General features: G+C 44.2%; 23 protein-coding genes and 1 riboswitch. Of the genes, 15 read left to right on the forward strand and 8 right to left on the reverse strand.

Annotated features, from left to right (window positions below; genetic code table 11):
- Window positions 1-2 precede the first annotated feature (2 nt).
- Entirely contained in the window at window positions 3-416 is a 414-nt protein-coding gene (locus ADU24_RS05335; protein ID WP_053365652.1) for a GNAT family N-acetyltransferase, read from the forward strand.
- Between the two features lie 798 nt (window positions 417-1,214).
- On the forward strand, window positions 1,215-1,808 hold the full coding sequence (locus tag ADU24_RS05340; RefSeq protein ID WP_053365653.1) for an NUDIX hydrolase: 594 nt from the start codon (window positions 1,215-1,217) through the stop codon (window positions 1,806-1,808).
- 23 nt (window positions 1,809-1,831) lie between these two features.
- Here ADU24_RS05340 and ADU24_RS05345 read toward each other — a convergent pair whose 3' ends face one another.
- Entirely contained in the window at window positions 1,832-2,392 is a 561-nt protein-coding gene (locus tag ADU24_RS05345) for an AAA family ATPase (protein WP_053365654.1), read from the reverse strand.
- Between the two features lie 114 nt (window positions 2,393-2,506).
- On the opposite strand from ADU24_RS05345, the gene ADU24_RS05350 reads away from it, so the two are divergent.
- A complete protein-coding gene (locus ADU24_RS05350) occupies window positions 2,507-2,935 on the forward strand; it encodes a hypothetical protein (protein ID WP_053365655.1) in 429 nt (142 codons plus the stop codon).
- A gap of 41 nt (window positions 2,936-2,976) precedes the next feature.
- Here ADU24_RS05350 and ADU24_RS05355 read toward each other — a convergent pair whose 3' ends face one another.
- Genes ADU24_RS05355 through ADU24_RS05365 form a run of 3 tightly spaced genes read right to left on the reverse strand, consistent with a single transcriptional unit; the run spans window position 2,977 to window position 7,115 of the window.
- A complete protein-coding gene (locus tag ADU24_RS05355; RefSeq protein ID WP_053365656.1) occupies window positions 2,977-3,426 on the reverse strand; it encodes an NUDIX hydrolase in 450 nt (149 codons plus the stop codon).
- A 50-nt stretch (window positions 3,427-3,476) separates the two neighbouring features.
- Window positions 3,477-5,285, reverse strand: a complete 1,809-nt coding sequence (locus ADU24_RS05360; RefSeq protein WP_053365657.1) for a S41 family peptidase — start codon at window positions 5,283-5,285, stop codon at window positions 3,477-3,479.
- A 21-nt stretch (window positions 5,286-5,306) separates the two neighbouring features.
- Complete coding sequence (locus tag ADU24_RS05365) at window positions 5,307-7,115, reverse strand: S41 family peptidase (RefSeq protein WP_197277475.1); 1,809 nt, start codon at window positions 7,113-7,115, stop codon at window positions 5,307-5,309.
- Between the two features lie 232 nt (window positions 7,116-7,347).
- Here ADU24_RS05365 and ADU24_RS05370 point away from each other — a divergent pair, with 232 nt between their 5' ends.
- From ADU24_RS05370 to ADU24_RS05385, 4 genes are all read left to right on the forward strand, one after another.
- Window positions 7,348-8,499 carry a DUF4317 domain-containing protein gene (locus ADU24_RS05370; RefSeq protein ID WP_053365659.1) on the forward strand — a complete coding sequence of 384 codons (1,152 nt, stop codon included), beginning with the start codon at window positions 7,348-7,350 and terminating at the stop codon, window positions 8,497-8,499.
- 288 nt (window positions 8,500-8,787) lie between these two features.
- Window positions 8,788-9,315, forward strand: a complete 528-nt coding sequence (locus ADU24_RS05375) for a histidine phosphatase family protein (RefSeq protein WP_053365660.1) — start codon at window positions 8,788-8,790, stop codon at window positions 9,313-9,315.
- A 121-nt stretch (window positions 9,316-9,436) separates the two neighbouring features.
- Window positions 9,437-9,793, forward strand: a complete 357-nt coding sequence (locus ADU24_RS05380; RefSeq protein WP_053365661.1) for a cupin domain-containing protein — start codon at window positions 9,437-9,439, stop codon at window positions 9,791-9,793.
- 87 nt (window positions 9,794-9,880) lie between these two features.
- Window positions 9,881-10,420 carry a GNAT family N-acetyltransferase gene (locus tag ADU24_RS05385; RefSeq protein ID WP_053365662.1) on the forward strand — a complete coding sequence of 180 codons (540 nt, stop codon included), beginning with the start codon at window positions 9,881-9,883 and terminating at the stop codon, window positions 10,418-10,420.
- A gap of 143 nt (window positions 10,421-10,563) precedes the next feature.
- On the opposite strand, the gene ADU24_RS05390 is transcribed toward ADU24_RS05385, so the two are convergent.
- Complete coding sequence (locus tag ADU24_RS05390; protein ID WP_053365663.1) at window positions 10,564-11,076, reverse strand: GrpB family protein; 513 nt, start codon at window positions 11,074-11,076, stop codon at window positions 10,564-10,566.
- 33 nt (window positions 11,077-11,109) lie between these two features.
- The gene (locus ADU24_RS05395) at window positions 11,110-11,928 is read right to left on the reverse strand and encodes a cobalamin-binding protein (RefSeq protein ID WP_053365664.1); all 819 of its coding nucleotides are present in this window, start codon (window positions 11,926-11,928) and stop codon (window positions 11,110-11,112) included.
- Window positions 11,929-12,146: 218 nt separating this feature from the next.
- On the opposite strand from ADU24_RS05395, the gene ADU24_RS05400 reads away from it, so the two are divergent.
- Both ADU24_RS05400 and ADU24_RS05405 read left to right on the forward strand, forming a co-directional pair.
- A complete protein-coding gene (locus ADU24_RS05400; RefSeq protein ID WP_082306820.1) occupies window positions 12,147-13,007 on the forward strand; it encodes an AraC family transcriptional regulator in 861 nt (286 codons plus the stop codon).
- Between the two features lie 25 nt (window positions 13,008-13,032).
- Entirely contained in the window at window positions 13,033-13,878 is an 846-nt protein-coding gene (locus ADU24_RS05405; protein WP_053365666.1) for a nucleotidyltransferase domain-containing protein, read from the forward strand.
- A gap of 86 nt (window positions 13,879-13,964) precedes the next feature.
- Here the strand turns inward: ADU24_RS05405 and ADU24_RS22925 are convergent, their stop codons facing one another.
- Together ADU24_RS22925 and ADU24_RS05410 are read right to left on the reverse strand one after the other, a co-directional pair.
- Window positions 13,965-14,123: a hypothetical protein gene (locus ADU24_RS22925; RefSeq protein ID WP_156324518.1), complete on the reverse strand. Its 159-nt coding sequence runs from the start codon at window positions 14,121-14,123 to the stop codon at window positions 13,965-13,967.
- Window positions 14,124-14,339: 216 nt separating this feature from the next.
- Entirely contained in the window at window positions 14,340-14,603 is a 264-nt protein-coding gene (locus tag ADU24_RS05410) for a hypothetical protein (RefSeq protein WP_053365667.1), read from the reverse strand.
- Between the two features lie 196 nt (window positions 14,604-14,799).
- On the opposite strand from ADU24_RS05410, the gene ADU24_RS05415 reads away from it, so the two are divergent.
- The 6 genes from ADU24_RS05415 to ADU24_RS05440 all read left to right on the forward strand — a co-directional run bounded on the left by ADU24_RS05415 (window position 14,800) and on the right by ADU24_RS05440 (window position 19,397).
- Window positions 14,800-15,453, forward strand: a complete 654-nt coding sequence (locus tag ADU24_RS05415; RefSeq protein ID WP_269432247.1) for a DsbA family oxidoreductase — start codon at window positions 14,800-14,802, stop codon at window positions 15,451-15,453.
- A gap of 62 nt (window positions 15,454-15,515) precedes the next feature.
- A riboswitch (TPP riboswitch) is annotated at window positions 15,516-15,623 on the forward strand.
- 183 nt (window positions 15,624-15,806) lie between these two features.
- A complete protein-coding gene (locus ADU24_RS05420; RefSeq protein WP_053365669.1) occupies window positions 15,807-16,799 on the forward strand; it encodes an ABC transporter substrate-binding protein in 993 nt (330 codons plus the stop codon).
- 13 nt (window positions 16,800-16,812) lie between these two features.
- The gene (locus tag ADU24_RS05425; protein WP_053365670.1) at window positions 16,813-17,103 is read left to right on the forward strand and encodes a thiamine-binding protein; all 291 of its coding nucleotides are present in this window, start codon (window positions 16,813-16,815) and stop codon (window positions 17,101-17,103) included.
- Window positions 17,103-17,864, forward strand: a complete 762-nt coding sequence (locus tag ADU24_RS05430) for an ABC transporter permease (protein WP_053365671.1) — start codon at window positions 17,103-17,105, stop codon at window positions 17,862-17,864. The genes ADU24_RS05425 and ADU24_RS05430 overlap by 1 nt, the downstream gene beginning before the upstream one ends.
- A complete protein-coding gene (locus ADU24_RS05435) occupies window positions 17,864-18,622 on the forward strand; it encodes an ABC transporter ATP-binding protein (RefSeq protein ID WP_053365672.1) in 759 nt (252 codons plus the stop codon). The genes ADU24_RS05430 and ADU24_RS05435 overlap by 1 nt, the downstream gene beginning before the upstream one ends.
- Window positions 18,609-19,397 (forward strand): TatD family hydrolase, encoded by a 789-nt coding sequence (locus tag ADU24_RS05440; RefSeq protein WP_053365673.1) that lies wholly within the window; start codon window positions 18,609-18,611, stop codon window positions 19,395-19,397. The genes ADU24_RS05435 and ADU24_RS05440 overlap by 14 nt, the downstream gene beginning before the upstream one ends.
- Window positions 19,398-19,432 lie beyond the last annotated feature (35 nt).

Consider the following 19,432-nt stretch of genomic DNA (forward strand, 5'->3'; position numbering starts at 1 on the left):
AAATGGAGTATTCTATCATTGAAGATTTTGATTTTCACCGGCTGGTTGAGGTCCACGAGTTATTTCAAAATGAATGGTGGACACGCAATCGGAGTTTTGAGGATGTTAAGGAACTTATATCCCAAAGCGGGGTTGCGGTCGGGTTAGTATGCAGCCAGTCCAGCAAATTGGTTGGCTTCGCCCGCGCCATGACCGATACGCTATACAGGGCATTCATTTTCGATGTAATCGTCGCTGAGGATGTCAGAGGAAAAGGAGCCGGTTCCATTTTAATGAATGCAATTTTAAGCCACCCAAAGATAAAGGATGTTGAAAGGGTGGAACTTTATTGCCCCGAGCGACTGCTGCCCTATTATAAACGATTCGGCTTCTCAACGGAAGTCAACGGCAGCACATTGATGAGGTTGAACAGGTAAAGGAGCAGGCAGCTGCTCCTTTTTGGCATTATCAGGTTTTCCTTATTGTAATCATTGGGAAAAAAATTAAAGACATTGTAGCTCCTTCGGGACAGAGGTTAATAAAGTTCTTCTGCATGATTGGAAATTGAATTGGATGATTATGGTATAATGGAGAAAATGCTGCGGGCGGGTGTTAGCCTATGTACGTGATTGTTGATTTTTTTAAGAACCTCTTTTTGGATATTTGGGCGATGATTAAGGGATTTGTTTATGGGTTTATTTTGTTTTCGGCATTCGTTTTACTGGGCGGCGCATTGCTGTATGGATTTTTCTATCTAAAAAACGTGGTGTTTTAAGAATGGCTGGCAGTGTGTTCACTTTGAAAGGGTTAGGTTTTCCCCGTTGAATATATGAAGACAGTTTGGAAGCGGCCGGAAGGTTGAAAGTGTCTTCATTGAATTTATGAAGACCGTTTTGAGGGGGCTGGAAGGCTAAAAATGTCTTCATTGAGTTTATGAAGACCGTTTGGGAGAAGTGGCAAGACTGAAAGTGTCTTCATTGAGTTTATGAAGACTGTTTGGGAGCGGTTGGAAGGCTGAAAATGTCTTCATCGAGGTCATCAAGACCGTTTGGGGTTGAGAATTGAATGGAAACGGTCTTGATGAGGGTTCTGAAGACCGTTTGTCGTGATGATTTTCCCTGAAACGGTCTTGATGGCGGTTATGAAGACCGTTTGCACCGGAGATTTTCCGTAAAACGGTTTTGAGATCAACATTATGAACCCCGATCTTAAATGAGAGGTAAAAGGTACTATACATGACGACAGAAATCATACGAATTTTTGATGCTGATATGAATTGCATTGGTGAGAAGGCGAGGGAAGAAGTTCACAGGACAGGCGACTGGCATGAGACCTTCCATTGCTGGTTCACACTTGGAGAGGATGTACTATTTCAGAAACGATCCAGGACGAAAAAGGATTATCCCGGCCTCTTCGATATAACCTCCGCCGGCCATTTAATGGCGGATGAAACGATTGAGGACGGAATCAGGGAGATTGAGGAAGAACTTGGGGTCAAACTCCAATTCAATGACCTGATTTCCCTGGGCGTTTTAAAAGAAGAGATTAAACTTGAGACGATATACGATCGGGAATTTTGCCATGTTTTTCTGTATGAGTGCCGCGAAATGCCGACATTTACACTTCAAGAAGAAGAAGTGGAAAGCATCCATAAAATAAGGCTTGAAGACGCGCTGAATCTTTTCAAAGGCGTTTCGCAAACGGTTGAAGTAACTACGCTTGATGGCGAAGAAAGCCAAATCGTTGCAACAGACAGCTTTGTCGGCCACGGTTCCTATTACGTTAAGGTTTTAAAGAGGATAAGAGAACAAATGAATGAGCCGCTCTAAAAAAGGACCGGAAATTCCGGTCCTTACAGATTAAATCTCTCTTTAATCAAACGGGCAGCTTCCACTGCACTTATATTCGTGTTGTTCAATCTTAAATAATTCTCCCTGGTAATTTCCCCATCATAGGAATTCAAACGGTATTTTTCCAATGACTTCAGTAAATTCGCTTCTGACCAAGCGAGGTCCCTTTTGCCCGGCTTCTGCTCCAGCCGAAGCGGCGTTTTATTCCGCTGGAGTCTTTCCTCCAGGTCGGCCTCCAGTTCGACGATATAAACGGCAGCACCCCTCGATTCGAAAAGGGAGCAGATGCGGTCGACATAATCCCAATCCGCCTGAAGGTTGAATGCCCACACATAGGTGAAAATCAGCCCGTCCAGATTGCTCTTTGACACTTCTTCAAAAATTTCCTGGCGAAAGAGGCCCACCAATCTTTTCCCTTCCGGGGTGCTGTAATCAAAGAACTGACTGACGAGGTCGATTGTCATGTGATTATGGAAAAGCTTAAGACCAGTTAAGTTAGCAAGTTCGATGCCGACTGTCATTTTCCCTACAGCCTGAGGCCCGACAATCAAGACGAATTTCATAAATCCTCCTTTTTTACGAAAAAAGCGCGACACATCTCTCGTAAATTATTTCCTTTTTATATCATTATAGTAAATCATTCACTTAAAAGCTTCATTTTTTAAAGGGGGGCCTTTATGGATCCGAAATCAGTGGTTGAAATTATCGCATCTGGTGTTTTTATCATTGTCCTTTTTGCAAGTGTGTTTCTTTTGCCATTAAGAAGAAGGATATATGGATTCACAGTTGTCTTGCTCCTTACCGCGGCTATCATTGTCTTTTTTACTTTTCGACCCTTTTGGTATGATTTTCAGTATGTTAAAAAGAGTGCCATTTTACACTCATACCTGGATTCCCAATACCCGGGTGAGGAATGGGAAATCTTTAGGGGCACCGGCAGGCATGAGAATCAGAACATATTTAAGGTTACATTCAATAATGAAATGGACTGGACGTATATGTATTTTGTGGGTAACGATAAAAAGATTTGCCAAACCGGCTGGATTCCGCCGGAGGGGAAACTTCCGGGGGATGGAGACCATTATGAAAAAAGGCCCTGCAAGTAAGGGCTCTTTTTGGTCAAAGCAGTAATATCTTTCCGAACAGCCTAGTGAATGATGCTGGAGAGGTTTCCCACACCTTCCCAGATTTCAGCGCGCTCAAAAACGCCATGCTTTTCAAAATCGCTGATAATATCCGGGGCAAGCATCGCTTTAACTTCATCCTTGTCCGCCCAGCAGAAATCGGAATGTTCCGCAGATAGCAGGACTGCATCAGATTCAGCACGGCATAGATAAGTTAGAATGGCGACCTGTCTGACGGGACTCGTGAGGATGGTTGTCGCGAAAAGCAATTCCCCGACCGCAACTTCAAGTCCGGTTTCCTCCACAATTTCCCGTGCTAACGCAAATTGGAGTGTCTCCCCGAAATCCAGCTTTCCGCCAGTGCATTCCCATGTGCCGCCGCCCGTCTCGTCATCCGATGAGCGTTTCACAATCAGCATCCTGCCGTCTCTTACCACAACCCCTTTTACAGCCACTACAATACTCTTATCCATGACGAAAACACCTTTCTTGAAAAAAATGATAGAGTTGATTTTCCTGAAATCTATTCCTTAATCAATCTAAGGGCTTTTAATAAATCCTCATCGATTTGATTGCTGACGCCTTCGTAAGTCCTTGTAACAGGTACATCTGGTTCGATGCCGGTATGAAATATCTTGTTTCCATCCAATCCAATTGTTTGGGAGCCGCTCAGTTTTCCGAGGATAGAAGGGACAACCTGATAGGACTGGGTTTTCCCGTAGCTTCCTCCAGTCAGACGGCCGACAATCGTCCCAAGTTTATGATCTTTAACATAACGAAGGAAATATTCGGACTGGCCAACTGTTCCGGCATTTGCGAGAAATATAATTTTTCCTTTGAGCTTGGGCTGGGCTGGCTCAATCATGTCCTGCATTTCTGAAAAAGTGGCCTTTTCCTTGTGGGGGTAAATAACCTGTATCACCTGTTCGGCTGGGCCTGAGATGGCTTGGTCGGTTAAGTGCCCGATTATATCCCTATACAGTAAATCGTCGGATTTCATTGTGCGCATATCAAAAATAATGCCCTTTGCCTTTTCAAGAAGGTTCAGATATGCATTCCATGTCTGTTTTATGTCCTTGGACAGGTTGAAGTAATAGATGCCGTCTTCGATTTCCCAGACATCGTCCATGCGGTTGAACTCATCAACATTGGCATTTTCCCAGCTTGTTAGGGTAGCTGTTTTCTCCTCTCCGTCCTGTGTATAGACGATTTCCGCCCGATCGGAATCAAGGAGCGAATCAATCGCCATCCATGTTGTGAATTGCCGTGATCCCGGAAGGCTTTGGGAAAGGCGTTCTACATACCCGCGGGCCTCCACGCCATTTATCGATTTGATGATATCTCCAGCCTTAAAATTTGGGGAATCTTTGGAGCCGGTCACAACGACCTTGCCTTCGACGACATCCATCATGATTGGCAGCCGCTTGTTGTCTTTCATCGATTCCCTAAAGGATAAAATCGCCTGTCCATCATCGGTTTTCTTCATTAAAGCGGTTAGAGTCCTGAAATAATCTTCCGGATTTTTGTCATCCGCGGCATCTTCAAGCGCTGCCCGCAGCTCCTGATTTGGATTAATGGAGAAACTTATCGCAGCTGGGTGGAAGTGGACAAGGATATTCCAGGCTGAAATGATGCCGGTATACCGGTAATTCTCATTCTCCGATTTCACCTCTTCGTCCAATTGGTCGAGTTCAGTCTTGAGTTTTTTAAAGTTTTCCCAGCTTTTTTTCGTGGTGCCAACCGTGTTGCCATTGTCCACGAAGAGGACGAGGGGGAACTGGAAGTTGATTGAATCCGCCAGCTCGCCTTCGTACCGTTCCACAACTTTCGGATAGTTGGGAAACAATTGCCCGTCTTCGAATGCCAAGTTGCCGTCCACAATTGTAGCCTCGACACGCTTGCTTTTATAAAAAGAACTTTGAAGTCCGGGTGGACCGTAGTGCTGCCAGGCAACAACCTTTCCAGCAGGCGTTCCTTTTTTCGGCGCTGGGGGCTTTTCTTCTTTTAAAAATAACGTGAGGGTGGGAGCAATCGGCAAAAACAGTTCTTCTAACGCAGCCTTCAATTCCTTATCATTCTTTGCATCCTTCACTTTGCTTGCTCCATAAATCCCGAATCGGTTCCAATCAAGCTTGGTGGCTTCATCGCTCGGGTGAAAATAGCGGATGTAGCCATAAAGCCGTCCGAACGCCTCCAAATTGGTATAAAGGCGATCAGGAGTTTTCTTTTTCACCTTGACTGAAGCCTGTTCCTCAGGGAGGAAATTCAGCCCCACAACTGCCATACAGACAATGAAAATAAACCCAATGACTCGCAGCTTTGACCTCTCCATCGCAGCCCCCTTTTGGAAAACTTATTTCCCTTCAATCACTTCAATCGCTTTTTCAATGTATTCGTCAACGCCATTCCGAACGCCGTTCATTGTCCTTGAAACTTGCACATCGGGTTCGATTCCGAACTTATAGGTCGATTTCCCGGCAGCATTGTACGTTTCTGTACCGGTCATCACACCTCTCAGGTTCCCGTTGATTGGGTACATTTGCAAATATCCATGTGCACCAGCAGTTCTTTGTCCGACAATTGTCCCTAGAGCGTTATCTTTTACATAGCAAATAAGGGTTTCAGTCCTCGCTTTTGTACCGCTGTAAGCAAGGAAAACGGCTTTTCCTTTGAATTCCGGCTCTTCTGGCGTTAGTTCCTCCTGGATTTCGTTGTATGTTGCTTTCCACTGATACGGATAGACTGTTTGCGTTATTCTTAAAACCGGCCCCTTTACAGGCTTATCCAGCAGCTGTGTAATAATTTTTTCAGTGAAATCCACATCGTATTCAGGATTACGGAGGTCAAAAACGATCCCTTTTGCTTTGCTGAGTGCGTCCATATTTCTTACAAACGCGCCCCGGGCATCAAGCGCCATATTCAGATAGTAAATTCCATCTCCGAGTTCTTTAAAAGTATCCTTTCGGTTGAATTCATCCATAAATCCATAGCGGCTCTTATCGACCGTGATGTCACTCGAAAGGCCTTCCCGCATAATCCGGAGCTTGATTTCATCCTTATAGATGAGCGAATTGATTGCCCGCCAGCCCTTGTATTGCCCGGAACCCGGAATCTTACTGGCCTGTTTTTCCAAAAAATCATTCCAGCTAACACCGTTCACCTTTTCAACGATGTCGCCAACATTCACATATGCTATTTGGTCTGCGGCCGTCACGACCAGCTTGCCTTCCACAATATCCAGAGCGAAGGGGAGGCGCTCCCAAATTGAGTAATCCTGATTGAATGTATTTTCCGCCATGCCGTCACCTGTTTTTTCCAAAAGAAAGGTTATCGTTTCCATATACTCTTCCCGTGTCCGATCATCGGCGGCAGACTTCAGAGCAGACGCAAGGCTTGCCTTTAATTCACTTGGGTTGGGAGCGGAAGGATGAAAGTGGGCAAGGAGATTCCAGGTAGTAATCACCCCTGCAAACCGGACATCCTCATCCTCGCTCGTCAGATTCGGGTCCATACTTGCGAGTTCTTCTTTCAGCTTTTCAAACCTGTTCCAGCTTTTCTTCGTGGCGCCAAGTGTTTTGCCGTTCTCGACATATAGGGTAAGCGGCATGGAAACACGAAGCGTCCCACTCAACGTCTCATTGTGTTTTTGGTCAAGATTCGGATAATTTGAAAATAACATTCTGTCATCGAATGAATATGCACCATCAATTAGGTAGGCGTGGACCCGGCTGCTTTTGAAAAACTGAGTGTCCGTCCCGGGCGGACCATAATGCTGCCAGGCGACTACCTCCGAGCTCTTTTGTGGTTCTGGTAGTTTAGGAGCCTTTTTTTCTTTTTCCGTAATCACCAGTGAAGGTGCGACTGGCAAAAATATCTCCTCGAGCGCTTTCTTTAACTCTTCGTCATCGGCGGCATCCTTGACCCGGCTTGCCCCGTAAACTGCAAATCGATCCCAGTTAAGGCTCGCCGATTCATCGCTCGGGTGAAAATACCGCACATATCCATACAGTCTGCCAAACGCCTCAAGATTCGCAACTCGGCGCTCTATGTTTTGTTTCTTTACCGTCGTTCCAGCTTCGTCGTCAGGCACGAAATTAAGTCCCGCTACGGCCAAGCCAATAATCAAGATGAATCCAATGATGCGCAGTTTCTTTCTGTCCATTTTTAAAATATCCCCCTGGTTATCCATTTCCTTAACTTCCATTATAGTCCAGTTGGAAGAGTCTGAGAAAAATTTTATAAATTTTCCTAGAAAAAAGTTGCATGGACATGCATAGGATGAAAAGGCCAAACTCTTAAACTTTCCCAATCTGGCTTTTTTAAAAAAAGGCCAACAATCTTGTAACGCCAGAACAGCAGTGATAAAATCAACTTTCTGAGAGAGGAGAATTCACTTGAACAATAAAGATGTCAGCACCKTACGGAAGCAATTCAAAATAGACAATGACCGATTAAATATTTCAGAGATTTTCAATGTATATGTAAAAAAGGAAACGTCGGAAATCTATCATATGGAAAGCCAACCATTCGGGATGCTGGAGCAGTTCCAACAAGAGTTGTTTATGGATAACTTTAAGAAGGTTGTGGCGGGGCAGCTGGATTCAAAGCTGTTTGATTTGAAATTCAGGCGCGGGGAGGAAGGGAGCACTCAGACCATTCTGTTCGACAGCCTGCATTACGCTGACACCGAGGCCTGGCAGGAAGCGATGCTCGCAATTGTAGCCAAATTGTTCGACGGGCTGTTTTATGAAATGGATACGGTTGTCACGTTTATCCGCGGTGAATTCAGGATTCCAACGAGCAAAAGGAGTGCGGATTCCGAAGAGGGCGGGGACGATGAAGTATATGCTCAAAAGTTCATCCTCTGTAGCCTGAACCGGACCGACCAGCCAAAATCAGCGCTCATCTTCGATTATATTGAGAAGGCATTCAAGGCAAGCAGCGCGGTTGATCCGATCATCAACTTGTCGGCACCGATGTTCGGCTTCCTTTTCCCGACATTCAACCAGGGGGCGGCGGATGTGAACCACATCCTTTATTCCGCTGGCAAGCCTAACCAGCCTTCGCCGCATTTTGTTGAACATGTCTTGTCATGCGAGCCAATCAATACGGCAAAAGAAGAGAAGGAAAATTTCGAGCAAGTCCTGCAGACGCTGATTGGCGAGAAGGTTGAAACGGACATTCTCTCGAACATCTACAGCGAAATCAATAAAGTAGTAGAGGAAGCAGAGGAGACGGAAGCGCCGTTGCTGGACTACCACGATGTTGAACGGATCCTAGCCGATAGCGGCGTGAAGGACGTTACATCGGAAAAAGTCGAATTCGCTTTTAAAAATGTCCTCGACAATGAGAAAAAAGAAATCAAGGCAACCAGCCTCGTTCCAAAAACGATAAAAATCAATACGAAGGTTGCAACCGTGACAATCAGCCCCGAAGACTTGAGCAACGTCCGCTACGTAACCATCAACGGAAAACGCTGCCTGCTGCTTGAAGTCGAAGAAGACGCGGTAGTAGAAGGATTCCAGCTGGAGAATGTGTCCTTGTAGTTTCGGATAAAGGGTTTTGTTTTCAAGTTCAAGAACTTAATTAGCACGCAAAAAAACAGTCCAATTCGCAACTGAATTGGACTGCTTTTTATTGTGGATGTATTTAGGTTTTCCGTGCCTTTAATGGCCTTTTAACATTCGAATTTGCACCCCTTTTAGCAGACTGACAAAAATTATTGTCAACATGCGAATTAGAATGCGATTTGGTGTGCTGAAGATGATAAGTTGGTTTTTGGGTATTTATGTTAAAATGATAGGAAAGCTATTCAACATAAGGGGGGATTAGACATGATATACATAATAAGACATGGGCAAACAAACTTGAATAAAGAACATAAAATGCAGGGAAGAATGGGCTTACCATTAAACGAGCACGGAATAGAACAAGCCAAGGCTTTAAGAGAGAGATTAAAGAATATAGATTTTGATTTTGTATATTCTTCCCCACAAGAGAGAGCGGTACAAACAGCAGAAATTGTTAGTGGGAAACGAGCTAATTTGGATGATAGATTGGATGTTTTTGATTTAGGAGAAGCGGATAGGCTACATATTAATGAAGTAAAAATGACTGGTCCATTACCTGATTCTTCGGTCTATCAAGGGGTAGAAGACCCAAATAGATTTGTTAAAAGAGTGTTTAGCTTTATGGAAGAACTTGAAAGCCAATATGGAAAGGAAGAACTTAATATTCTTATATCTGGTCACAGATGTACCACTGGTTGTATAGGTGCTTATTTTGAAGGAATACCGACAGATGGAAATTTGCTTAAATTTTCCTCTGATACAGGGGATTATAAAACATTCAATTTTAAGTAAGGTCTGGTCTGTGTGAAGAAGTATACATTAACAAACGGGTGGGTTGTCTAGCAGGATTCCCCCCTTTTTTGTTGAATTCCTTATTAAGCAACGGGGTTAATTCCCATTCCAGGAGGTCATAATGGGGTTTTATAACTTTAACAAAGACCACGGTAAAAAGATTTCAAAATTCAATTCGGATTTTATTATGTCTCGTATTATCCAAACAAATAAGGAAACTAACATTGGATGTATGCACTTAGATAAAAATGGAATAGTTGGCTATCATCAAGCAGTAGTATCCCAGCTTCTTTTAATTTTGAACGGCGAGGGTTATGTCCGTAATGAACAAGACGAATATATTAAAGTTGAGCCAGGGGATGCTGTTTTTTGGAAAAAAGGTGAGTGGCACGAAACTAAAACGTATGCAGGATTAACTGCTATTGTCATTGAAAGTGAGGAATTGACTCCTGCATCCTTTATGCCGTTAAAGAATTAGGTTGTTATTAAACTAACAAAGCAGAATTGTTAGATAAGGAAGGATTATATAATTATTAGTATGATATCAAAAGGGGTGAAATAAAAGATGAATATAAAATATGAAATTATACCAATTGAAAAAGCTTACTATTGTAAAGAGTTGTGCAATGAACTTATGGCTTTTCAAAAATCAAAGGCAAAAATTGCACCTGAACTGTTTGATGACATGAATTTTGAGACAAGGATGCTTCCTTCTATAAAAAGTGCAATAGACAATCAAATCGTGGTTGTGAGAGATGGTGACAAAATTGTTGGTTATGTTTATTCAAATATCTCTCCTAAAGAAGCCTACTCAAATGATTTTGCAACTTTTTTTGACCCTTCTTCAGTGAATGGTAACAATGTAGGGTGTTTATCACAGTTTTATATAAAAGAAGAATATAGACGATATGGGATTGGTTCAGTGCTCTTTGATATTTCAATAAAATGGTTGAACGAATTTGATGATATAGAGGATTATTTTATTTTTGTTTCAAATGGTAATGATGCATTAGAATTTTATAAACGTAAAGGTTTTGCTGTAAGCCATAATATTTTGAATGGGTTTATAACTGTTTTACGAAACAAAAGATTATCAGATAGATAATTGTGAATGAGGAGAATTACACTTAAAGAGTGCTGTTTTTAAATAAGAGCATGAAAAAGGCTTAGGGGGATCTAAGCCTTTTTTACCTATGATGTATTTTGCGAAACTTTTGTTATTTGGCAAGTAACCCGCAAGCTTTTTTCTTATGTATTTATTTTACGAAATATTGATGTTACAAACGCAGTTTTATCGTCCGCATATTGGTGCTTATCATGTTTGTTTTTACCAGAAAGCCGGATCTTTAAGTTTTCATACTCAATACGGGCGGCTTCATTTTTTCGCAAGTAGTCCCTGAATTGGAGCTGTTCGATCAAATACTTGTTTCCCTTTTCGTACATATGAATCTGGTGGGTCCTCGGTTCGCCTTTGTTAAAATAATGCCGGTCAGGCAACACGTTTGTTCCTCTATACCGATAACCCAAAGCTTCCAAAGCGTGAACGCAATACAAGCCATCGCCGAAATGCTCAAGTTCAACTGCGATATCAAGGATTGGTTTCGCGCTTAAATGGTGTACCGCCGTGCTCCCGATATGATGGACCGCCACAATGTATTGGCCAATTTTTTCTTCAATCAGGACTTTCTCTTTTAAAAACTCTTCTTCCCATTCAAATGACCAGGGAACGAGGAACACCTCTCCGCGCGGCAAGCCTAGCATTCAATCCATCTCCCTCTTGTCTTTTTAAAAAGGTCAGTAATCCATTAACAAATCCTTTTCCTCGTCGAACGGGGGATAAATGCCAGGATGCAGGATGTGGGCGATTTGCGCCAAGCCGTTCAGCAATAGGGGAGACGGCCTGCAATACAGCGGCTCATCGAGTATGTACAACTGATTGTTTTTGATTGCCGTGATTTCTTCCCAGCCTGGCCGTTTCAGGATGACCTTTGGATTGACCTTCTTTTTGTGGACGCCGACCCAGACAACACAAATGACGTCCGGATTCCGTTCCTTTACATCATCCCAATCGGTTTGCACACTCGCTTCAGGTCTGTCCTCAAAAACGTTCCGTCCCCCAGCAAGCCTGCTGATTTCAGTCAGCCAGTTAGCTGCGCCCGGTGTGAAAATCGGCTTTGCCCACCACTCCCAGTAAAGGGTTTTCGGTGTTTCTACCTGCATGCTTAAGGACTCATAGAATACGAGAACTCGGTTGAATTTTTCAAAAAGCTGTTCAGCCTTATCGTATGTCTTCGTAACTTGGCCGACGAAAAGTAGACAGTCGCCGACTTCCTTCAATGTTTTCGGATTTGGAACAATCACATACGGAATGTTTCGTTTCTCGAGTTCCTCAATGTTTCGTTCCATTCCTGGGACGGACAGGGAGGCCAAAACCAGATCCGGCTGCAGGGCTTCAATCTTATCCATGTCGATATTCAAATCAGGTCCAAGACGGGGCAGCCCATTGATTTCCGCTGGCCAATCGGAAAAGTCATCCACACCAATAAGCGAAGGCGCTAACCCCAAGTAAGCGGCCAGCTCGGTATTGCTCGGACAAATGGAAATCAGTTTCATAGAAATTGGCTCCTCCCAAGTTCCTTCGTTACCCCTATTATAGTAAAATCGTTAGCTTGAAGCTAAAGGTAATTATTTTTACAGGAAAAACAAACGGTTTAGTCGAAAATAACCTAATAAGTAAAAACCAACATAATCACCTGTTTTATTTGAGCACGGAAGAACAGGAGTGGACGAGTCACAGCTGATAGACTGTGTTTAAGAGGAGGGGGTTGCGCATGGAGGGCCTTCAAAGAATGCTGGCCAGCATTGACTATATGGAACGGAATTTGGACAACAATCTTATGATTGAAGACATAGCGGCAGTAGCTTGTATGTCTAAGTTTCACTTTCAACGGATGTTCAGTATGCTGACTGGATATACCGTAAGTGAATATATCCGAAACCGGCGTCTTACTTTAGCCGCGCAGGAGCTGGTTAACTCGAAGACCAAGGTAATTGATGTTGCCATGAAATACGGATACGAAAGCCCGGAATCGTTTACAAAAGCTTTTCGGCGCATTCATGGAATCAGCCCGTCGGATGCCAAGAAAATCAGCCAAACCTTGAAGGCGTACCCAAGGCTCTCTTTTCAAATTCAGTTGAAGGGTGATGTGGAAATGGATTACAGGATTGTGGAAAAAGAAGCGTTTACGGTTGTTGGGAAAAGTATTCGGACATCCACCATTGGAGGAGAAAACAGACGGAATATTCCTGCATTCTGGGTTGAATCGAATCGGGACGGATTGGTCAAGGAGCTTGCGAAAAATTGCGGTCCGCTTGGGTTAATCGGAGCCTGCGTGGAGTTTGATAAAGATCAAGAAAACCTAACCTACATGATCGGGGCGGAAAAAAATATTAGCCAGCTTCCGGAAGATTGGGAGGAAAGGGAAATACCTGCAGCAACGTGGGCGGTTTTTCCGGTACACGGCGCCATGCCTGCTGCAATCCAAAAGGTTTGGGGCAGGATTTATTCAGAATGGTTTCCAGCAACCGGGTACGAGCATGCGGGCGGTATGGAGATGGAGGTTTACTGCAGCCCGGCTGACCCTTACTCCGAGGATTATTATAGCGAGATTTGGATTCCTATTAAGAAATAATAGATAGTGGTAACGAGGTGGTTTTATGGACGGAAAAAATATCTTAGCTGATATAACCAATCGTTTAAAGCACATTTCAGGCATCTCCGCCATCGTCCTAGGGGGCTCTCGGGCTAAAGGGACGCATATCTCAAATTCGGATATTGATATTGGCCTTTATTATGAATCTGCGAAAGACCTTGATATTGAGGGATTGCAAAAAATAGCGAGAGAAATTGATGATGGCCACCGTGAAAATATCATGACGGAAGTGAACGAATGGGGAAACTGGGTGAATGGCGGAGGCTGGCTTAAAGTTCAAAACGTCGCAGTTGATCTTCTCTACCGTGACCTAAACCTTGTTTCCCGAACGATCGATGCCTGTCTTGATGGAAACATAACCATCGATTATTATCCGGGACATCCCCACGGATTTGTGAATAGCATCTATTTAGGCGAAATAGCTTCCTGTAAAATTTTGTGGGAGTCTAAAAATATCATTACCGGATTAAAAGAAAGAACAAGCCCCTTCTCTGGAAAATTTAAAAAGGCAACGATTCAGAAATTTTTATGGGAGGCTTCCTTTTCCCTTGAAGCAGCAAAGAAAGCTGTCGCCAGGGAAGACATAGCGTACGTTGCCGGGTGTTTCTTTCGGAGTGTTTCTTGTTTGAACCAAGTGATATTTGCGATTAACGAACGCTATTGCACGAATGAAAAAGGAGCTGTCGAATTCATCAGTTCATTTGAGGTGAAGCCTCCTCATTATAAGGAAAGGGTCAATGATATTTTTGAAATGATTGCACCCAACCAAGCCCAATTAACCGAGGCAATTCATAGGCTTAAGAAGATCATTGAAGAAACTGATGAACTTTGTATGAATGCGAACGTCTAGTGGATCAAATAAAAACCCTTTAAGGAAAATGGACCTTAAAGGGTTTTTTACACAGGAAAATGGTTAAAACCAATGGCTATTTAAACTTATAATTTCACAGTGGCATACCGGTCTTCTTTGGCTGCCTTTTCCTTTTCCAGCAATTCCACAAGGGACTCAACTGTTTTCATGATTGTTTCATGCGTTACATCGCGACCTAAAATTGCACTGGCCCTCTCGATTAATTCATCTTTATTAACGTTCATACTTTCTACCTTCCCATTCATGTGAAATAACCCATGACTGCCAACAATATCTTTTTTTAAAAATTGCTTCCTTCAAGGCTCAGAATGATTGCAGGTGGTCTCCTGCTTGAAAACCATTCCCTGTCAGTATTATTTAGGATTTTTATAAATAAATCAAGATACATTACGACTATTTTCGACTTTTTTCTTCAAAAAGAGGAGTATTCTGGCGCTTTTTTAGCCATACATGGACAAAATTTTTTCAAGGTCAACCATTAATTGCCGCAGTTCGTCCGGATTTAAGCGAATTGGCATTTGGTCATTAAGGGTTATGATTTGCCCATCCGCTTCGTGCTCATGCTTTTTTAAATAGTTGTAGATGCTCATTAATTGGCTTTCCTTCAGGATAGATTCGGTGTTAAGATTTTTCACTTTTTGCAAGGAGAATTCATTCATTGATTGATCAAATTCTCCTGAAATAATGGAACCTTCAATAATCATTGTTTCCGCCCCTTTTTTGGTTTGGGTTAGTTTTACCAGCCGGAGCATGCGCCATGCTTATTGTGTGGAAATCTTATAGTTCGTACAGGCATATTTTGTGTAAAATAAAGACCCAACCCCTATACTAATAGGAAAGATTGGAGGGATTCATGTGCAGATTGAAATGTGGACAGATTTCGCCTGACCATTCTGCTATATTGGCAAAAAGCGTCTGGAGGACGCTATTCAGAAGATTGGCCAACAGATCGATGTGACATATCGATGCTTCGAACTGGACCCAAATGCGGGCCGTGATATCAAAGAGAACATGTATGAAGTTTTGGCGAAAAAATACGGGATGAGCATTGCCCAGGCAGAAGCAAATTGCGACAATGTGGAGCGGATGGCGAAGGAAGTTGGGCTTGAGTACCATTTGGATTCAGTCATTTTGACCAACACCTTTGACGCGCACCGTTTGACGATGTTCGCGAAAACGAAGGGCCTTGCGAAGGAAATAACGGAAAGAATTCTCCGTGCCTATTTTACGGAGTCCAAACATATTGGCGACCATGAAACATTGACGGAATTGGCGGTTGAAGTCGGACTCGACCGGGAAGAAGTGGCAAAAATGCTTGCCGGCGATGACATGGCCGATGCTGTCCATACCGATGAACAAACAGCGCGGCAGTATGGGATTTCCGGAGTTCCATTCTTCCTTATTAATAAAAAATACGCTATTTCCGGTGCGCAGCCGACCGAAGCATTCGTCCAGGCGTTGGAAAAAGTACTCGCCGAGGACCAAATCGTCGTCTTAAACAACCTGGATGGAGATATGTGTGACGAAGACGGATGCGAAATTCCAAAAAAGTAGGGAAACCTCTTTTCTGGACGGCTAAACATCTTTCTTATATAGTAATAGTGACAATTGAAGGTTTGGAAATGTAGGGGAGCCGGTGTGGCCGGCTGAGATAGTATCCAGAGATGCTGACCCTTTTACCTGATCTGGTTCGTACCAGCGTAGGGAACATCTTCTAGTAGACGTATAAACGCCTATTATGGATTTTTTTGCGCTCGGGACATCCCGGGCGCTTTTTATTTGGCTATCCTTGGCAAGTTGATGAACGCCTCTATCAGCTTGGCAGCAAAAAACGAGCTAGCCCTAATTTACATACCCGCCATCTTTTCCGCTTCAATGTCAAAAAAATCAGGATGTGAGGGAAAAGTATGAAAAAGCTGCTTATCGTATTATCTGCAGTATTACTGGCAATTGGCCTGACTGCTTGTTCAGCGGACAAAAAGGAGCCAGACAATGCAAAATCGTTGAAGAAGGTCAAGGTCGTCCTTGATTGGGCGCCGAATACGAACCATACAGGGATTTATGTGGCGAAAGAGAAGGGCTATTTTAAAAAACACGGCCTTGATGTCGACATTATTCTTCCTGGCGAGGCAGGTGCCGACCAGCTGGTTGCGTCCGGTAAATCAGAATTCGGGGTTAGCTACCAGGAATCGATTACCCAAGCGAGAATCCAGGGTGTACCGCTTGTGTCGATAGCGGCTGTCATCCAGCACAACACGTCCGGGTTTGCTTCACCAAAAGTGAAAAACATCACTTCACCAAAAGAATTTGAAGGTAAAACATACGGCGGCTGGGGATCGCCAGTTGAAAAAGCGGTTCTGAGCCTGTTGATGAAACAGGAAAATGCTGATGTGGACAAAGTGAAAATCGTTAACATGGGCGACTCTGATTTCTTTACGGCTGTGAAGCGGGACATTGATTTCGCATGGATTTACTATGCATGGACTGGGATTGAAGCGGAGCTGCGGAATGAACCGATCAACATGGTATACCTGACCGACTATTCCAAAAAACTCGACTATTACACGCCTGTCATTGCCACGAATGAAAAAATGATAAAGAACGACCCGGAGACAGTGAAGGCGTTCGTTGCAGCAGTTTCCGAGGGGTACCAATTTACGATTAAGAACCCATCCGAGAGCGCTGATATTTTACTAAAAGCGGTCCCTGACCTTGATCCCGCGCTTGTGAAAAAAAGCCAGGAGTGGCTCTCGCCAAAGTATCAGGACGATGCAAAGCGATGGGGCGAACAAAAACTTGAAATATGGGAAAATTACAGCCAATGGATGTTCGAAAACGGCCTTCTCGAAAAGGAACTCGAAGCCGAAAAAGCTTTTACGAATGAATTTTTACCTGAATAAGGAGGAATTGAAAATGGCGAACGCGCTAGTGAGTATCCAAATCATACCGAAAGCCGCGACAAGCGAGGAGACGATCAAATTGGTCGATGCCGCGATTGAGGTAATTGACCAGGCAGGTGTGAAGTACGAGGTCCATCCTCTTGAAACAACGCTGGAAGGCGAACTTAGCGAGCTGCTTGGCGTCATTGAAAAGATGAATGAAAGAATGATTGAACTGGGGACGCCGAACGTCATTTCTCAGGTGAAAATCCTCTATCAGCCGGATGGCATTACGATGGACCGGTTAACGGAGAAGTACCGCTGATGAAAAAGTACGGGAACAAAGGGTGGAGCCCGATTGCGGTGCTCCTCCTTTTCTTCGTTGTTTGGGAAGGGGCTGCCAAGCTATTTGAAATTCCAGCCTGGCTTCTGCCTACCCCGAGCGCGATTTTAAAAGAAGCCTTCGCCAATTACCAGCTATTTTTGCCGGATGTGGGGGCAACGGTGATGCTAGCTGCTTCAGGGCTTCTACTCGGAGCATTAATCGGCTTCATCATCGCGACGGTGCTGCACCTCGTACCGCCGTTGCGAACAACGATGTACCCCTTTTTAATCATCTCGCAAAATGTCCCAATCATCGTCCTTGCGCCGCTGTTGGTCATCTGGTTTGGCTTCGGCTACCTGCCAAAGCTGATTATCATAACGCTTGTCTGCTTCTTCCCAATAACAATCGCACTGTTGGACGGCTTCAGGAGTGCGCCAAGAGAGCTCGTCCATTACATGAAAATGTCCGGTGCGACAGCTTTCCAGCTGTTTTCGAAAGTCCAGTTTCCCAATGCGCTGCCTCCGTTTTTCTCAGGCTTGAAGATATCCGCAACATACAGTGTCATGGGGGCGGTCATCTCCGAGTGGCTCGGCGCGGAAAAGGGGATTGGCGTTTTTATGACCCTTTCGTCCTCAGCATTTCGTACCGATCGCGTTTTTATTGCCATTTTCATTATTGTAATCTTTAGTATGCTGTTTTATAGCCTTATTACTATGCTTGAAAAAACAGTCATCAAATGGGCAAGGGAGGGAGTGCAGTGATGGACGTGAAAATCAGGCTTGAAAATATAACCCATTCATTTAACGAAACCGGCCTTGTCCTTGACGGAATCTCGCTCCATGTAAACGATGGTGAATTTGTTTCAATTATAGGCCCGTCAGGAAGCGGGAAAAGCACTATTTTTCAAACGATTGGCGGTTTGCTGAAGCCAGAAGGGGGAGACATTTTTCTGGAGGGGCGAAGGATTAACGGGGAAACGGGGAACATTGCCTACATGCCCCAGCAGTCCTCGCTGCTTCCGTGGCGGACTGTTTTAAAAAATGTCCTCCTCGCCCAGGAGCTTGCTGGCAAGACGGATGAAGCTGAAGCGCGAACGTGGCTTGCCAAGGTTGGCCTTTCGGGCTATGAAAATGCCTACCCGCACCAGCTCTCAGGCGGAATGAAGCAGCGCGTTGCGTTCATTCGGGCTCTCCTCTGTCCGCAGCCCGTCATGCTGCTCGATGAACCTTTTTCCGCACTAGACGAATTTACACGGTTCGATATGCAAAAATGGCTCCTATCCATATGGGAAGAAAAGCGGAAATGGGTCCTGTTCATCACCCACAATATCGAAGAGGCACTGTTTTTATCAGACCGGATTGTACTTCTGTCGCAGCGCCCGGCGAAAGTAATAAGAGAATTTAAGGTACCGTTCAATCGACCGAGGACGGACCGCCTGCTGCTGGAGGATCACTTTTTACACCTGAAACGCGAGATTTACTCTGCCATGAAGGAAGGCGAGATGCTTGAAAGTCATTGATGCACATATCCATTTGGACAAATATCCGGAGGCGGAACAAAAGCTGATCATCAATAGTTTAGGGGAAAATCAGGTTAAGGCTTTGATCTCCGTTTCGATGGACCTGCCTTCCTGCAAGGAAAACCTGAAGCTTGCTGAAAGCTGCTCACGGATCCATCCCGCATTCGGTTACCACCCGGAGCAGCCGCTTCCTTCCGATGCTGAGCTCTCTACACTGTTCAACTGGATCAGTGGCAACAAGGAAAAAATGATTGCGATTGGCGAGGTCGGCTTTCCGTATTATATGCGTGCCGAGTCCAAGAACGCCGCATTCCCTTATGAAGGGTATGTCGAGCTGCTCGAGCAGTTCATCCTATTGGCAAAAAAGTTCAACAAGCCAGTCATACTGCATGCCGTTTACGACGACGCACCAATTGCCTGCGGGTTGTTGGAAAAGCACAACATCGAGAACGCGCACTTCCATTGGTTCAAAGGCGACAGGAATACAGTTGAGCGGATGATTGAAAATGGGTATCATGTTTCGTTCACCCCGGACATCCTGTATGAAAAAGAGACGAGGGAGGTTGCCAAACAGTATCCTTTGCAGCTAATGATGGCGGAAACAGACGGACCTTGGCCGTTTGAAGGAAAGTTTTCCGGAAAAATGACTCATCCCGCCATGGCCCATGACGTTGTGAAAGAGCTGGCGATGATCAAGGGAATGCCTGTTGAAGAAGTTTCCTCCATTCTTTATGCGAATACGAAGCGATTTTACAAGCTTAAGGATACCAAGTAAAAAAGAGACACCGATTTAAAAAATCTGTGTCTCCA

The sequence above is a fragment of the Bacillus sp. FJAT-27245 genome (assembly GCF_001273955.1).
Classification (GTDB): domain Bacteria; phylum Bacillota; class Bacilli; order Bacillales; family Cytobacillaceae; genus Bacillus_D.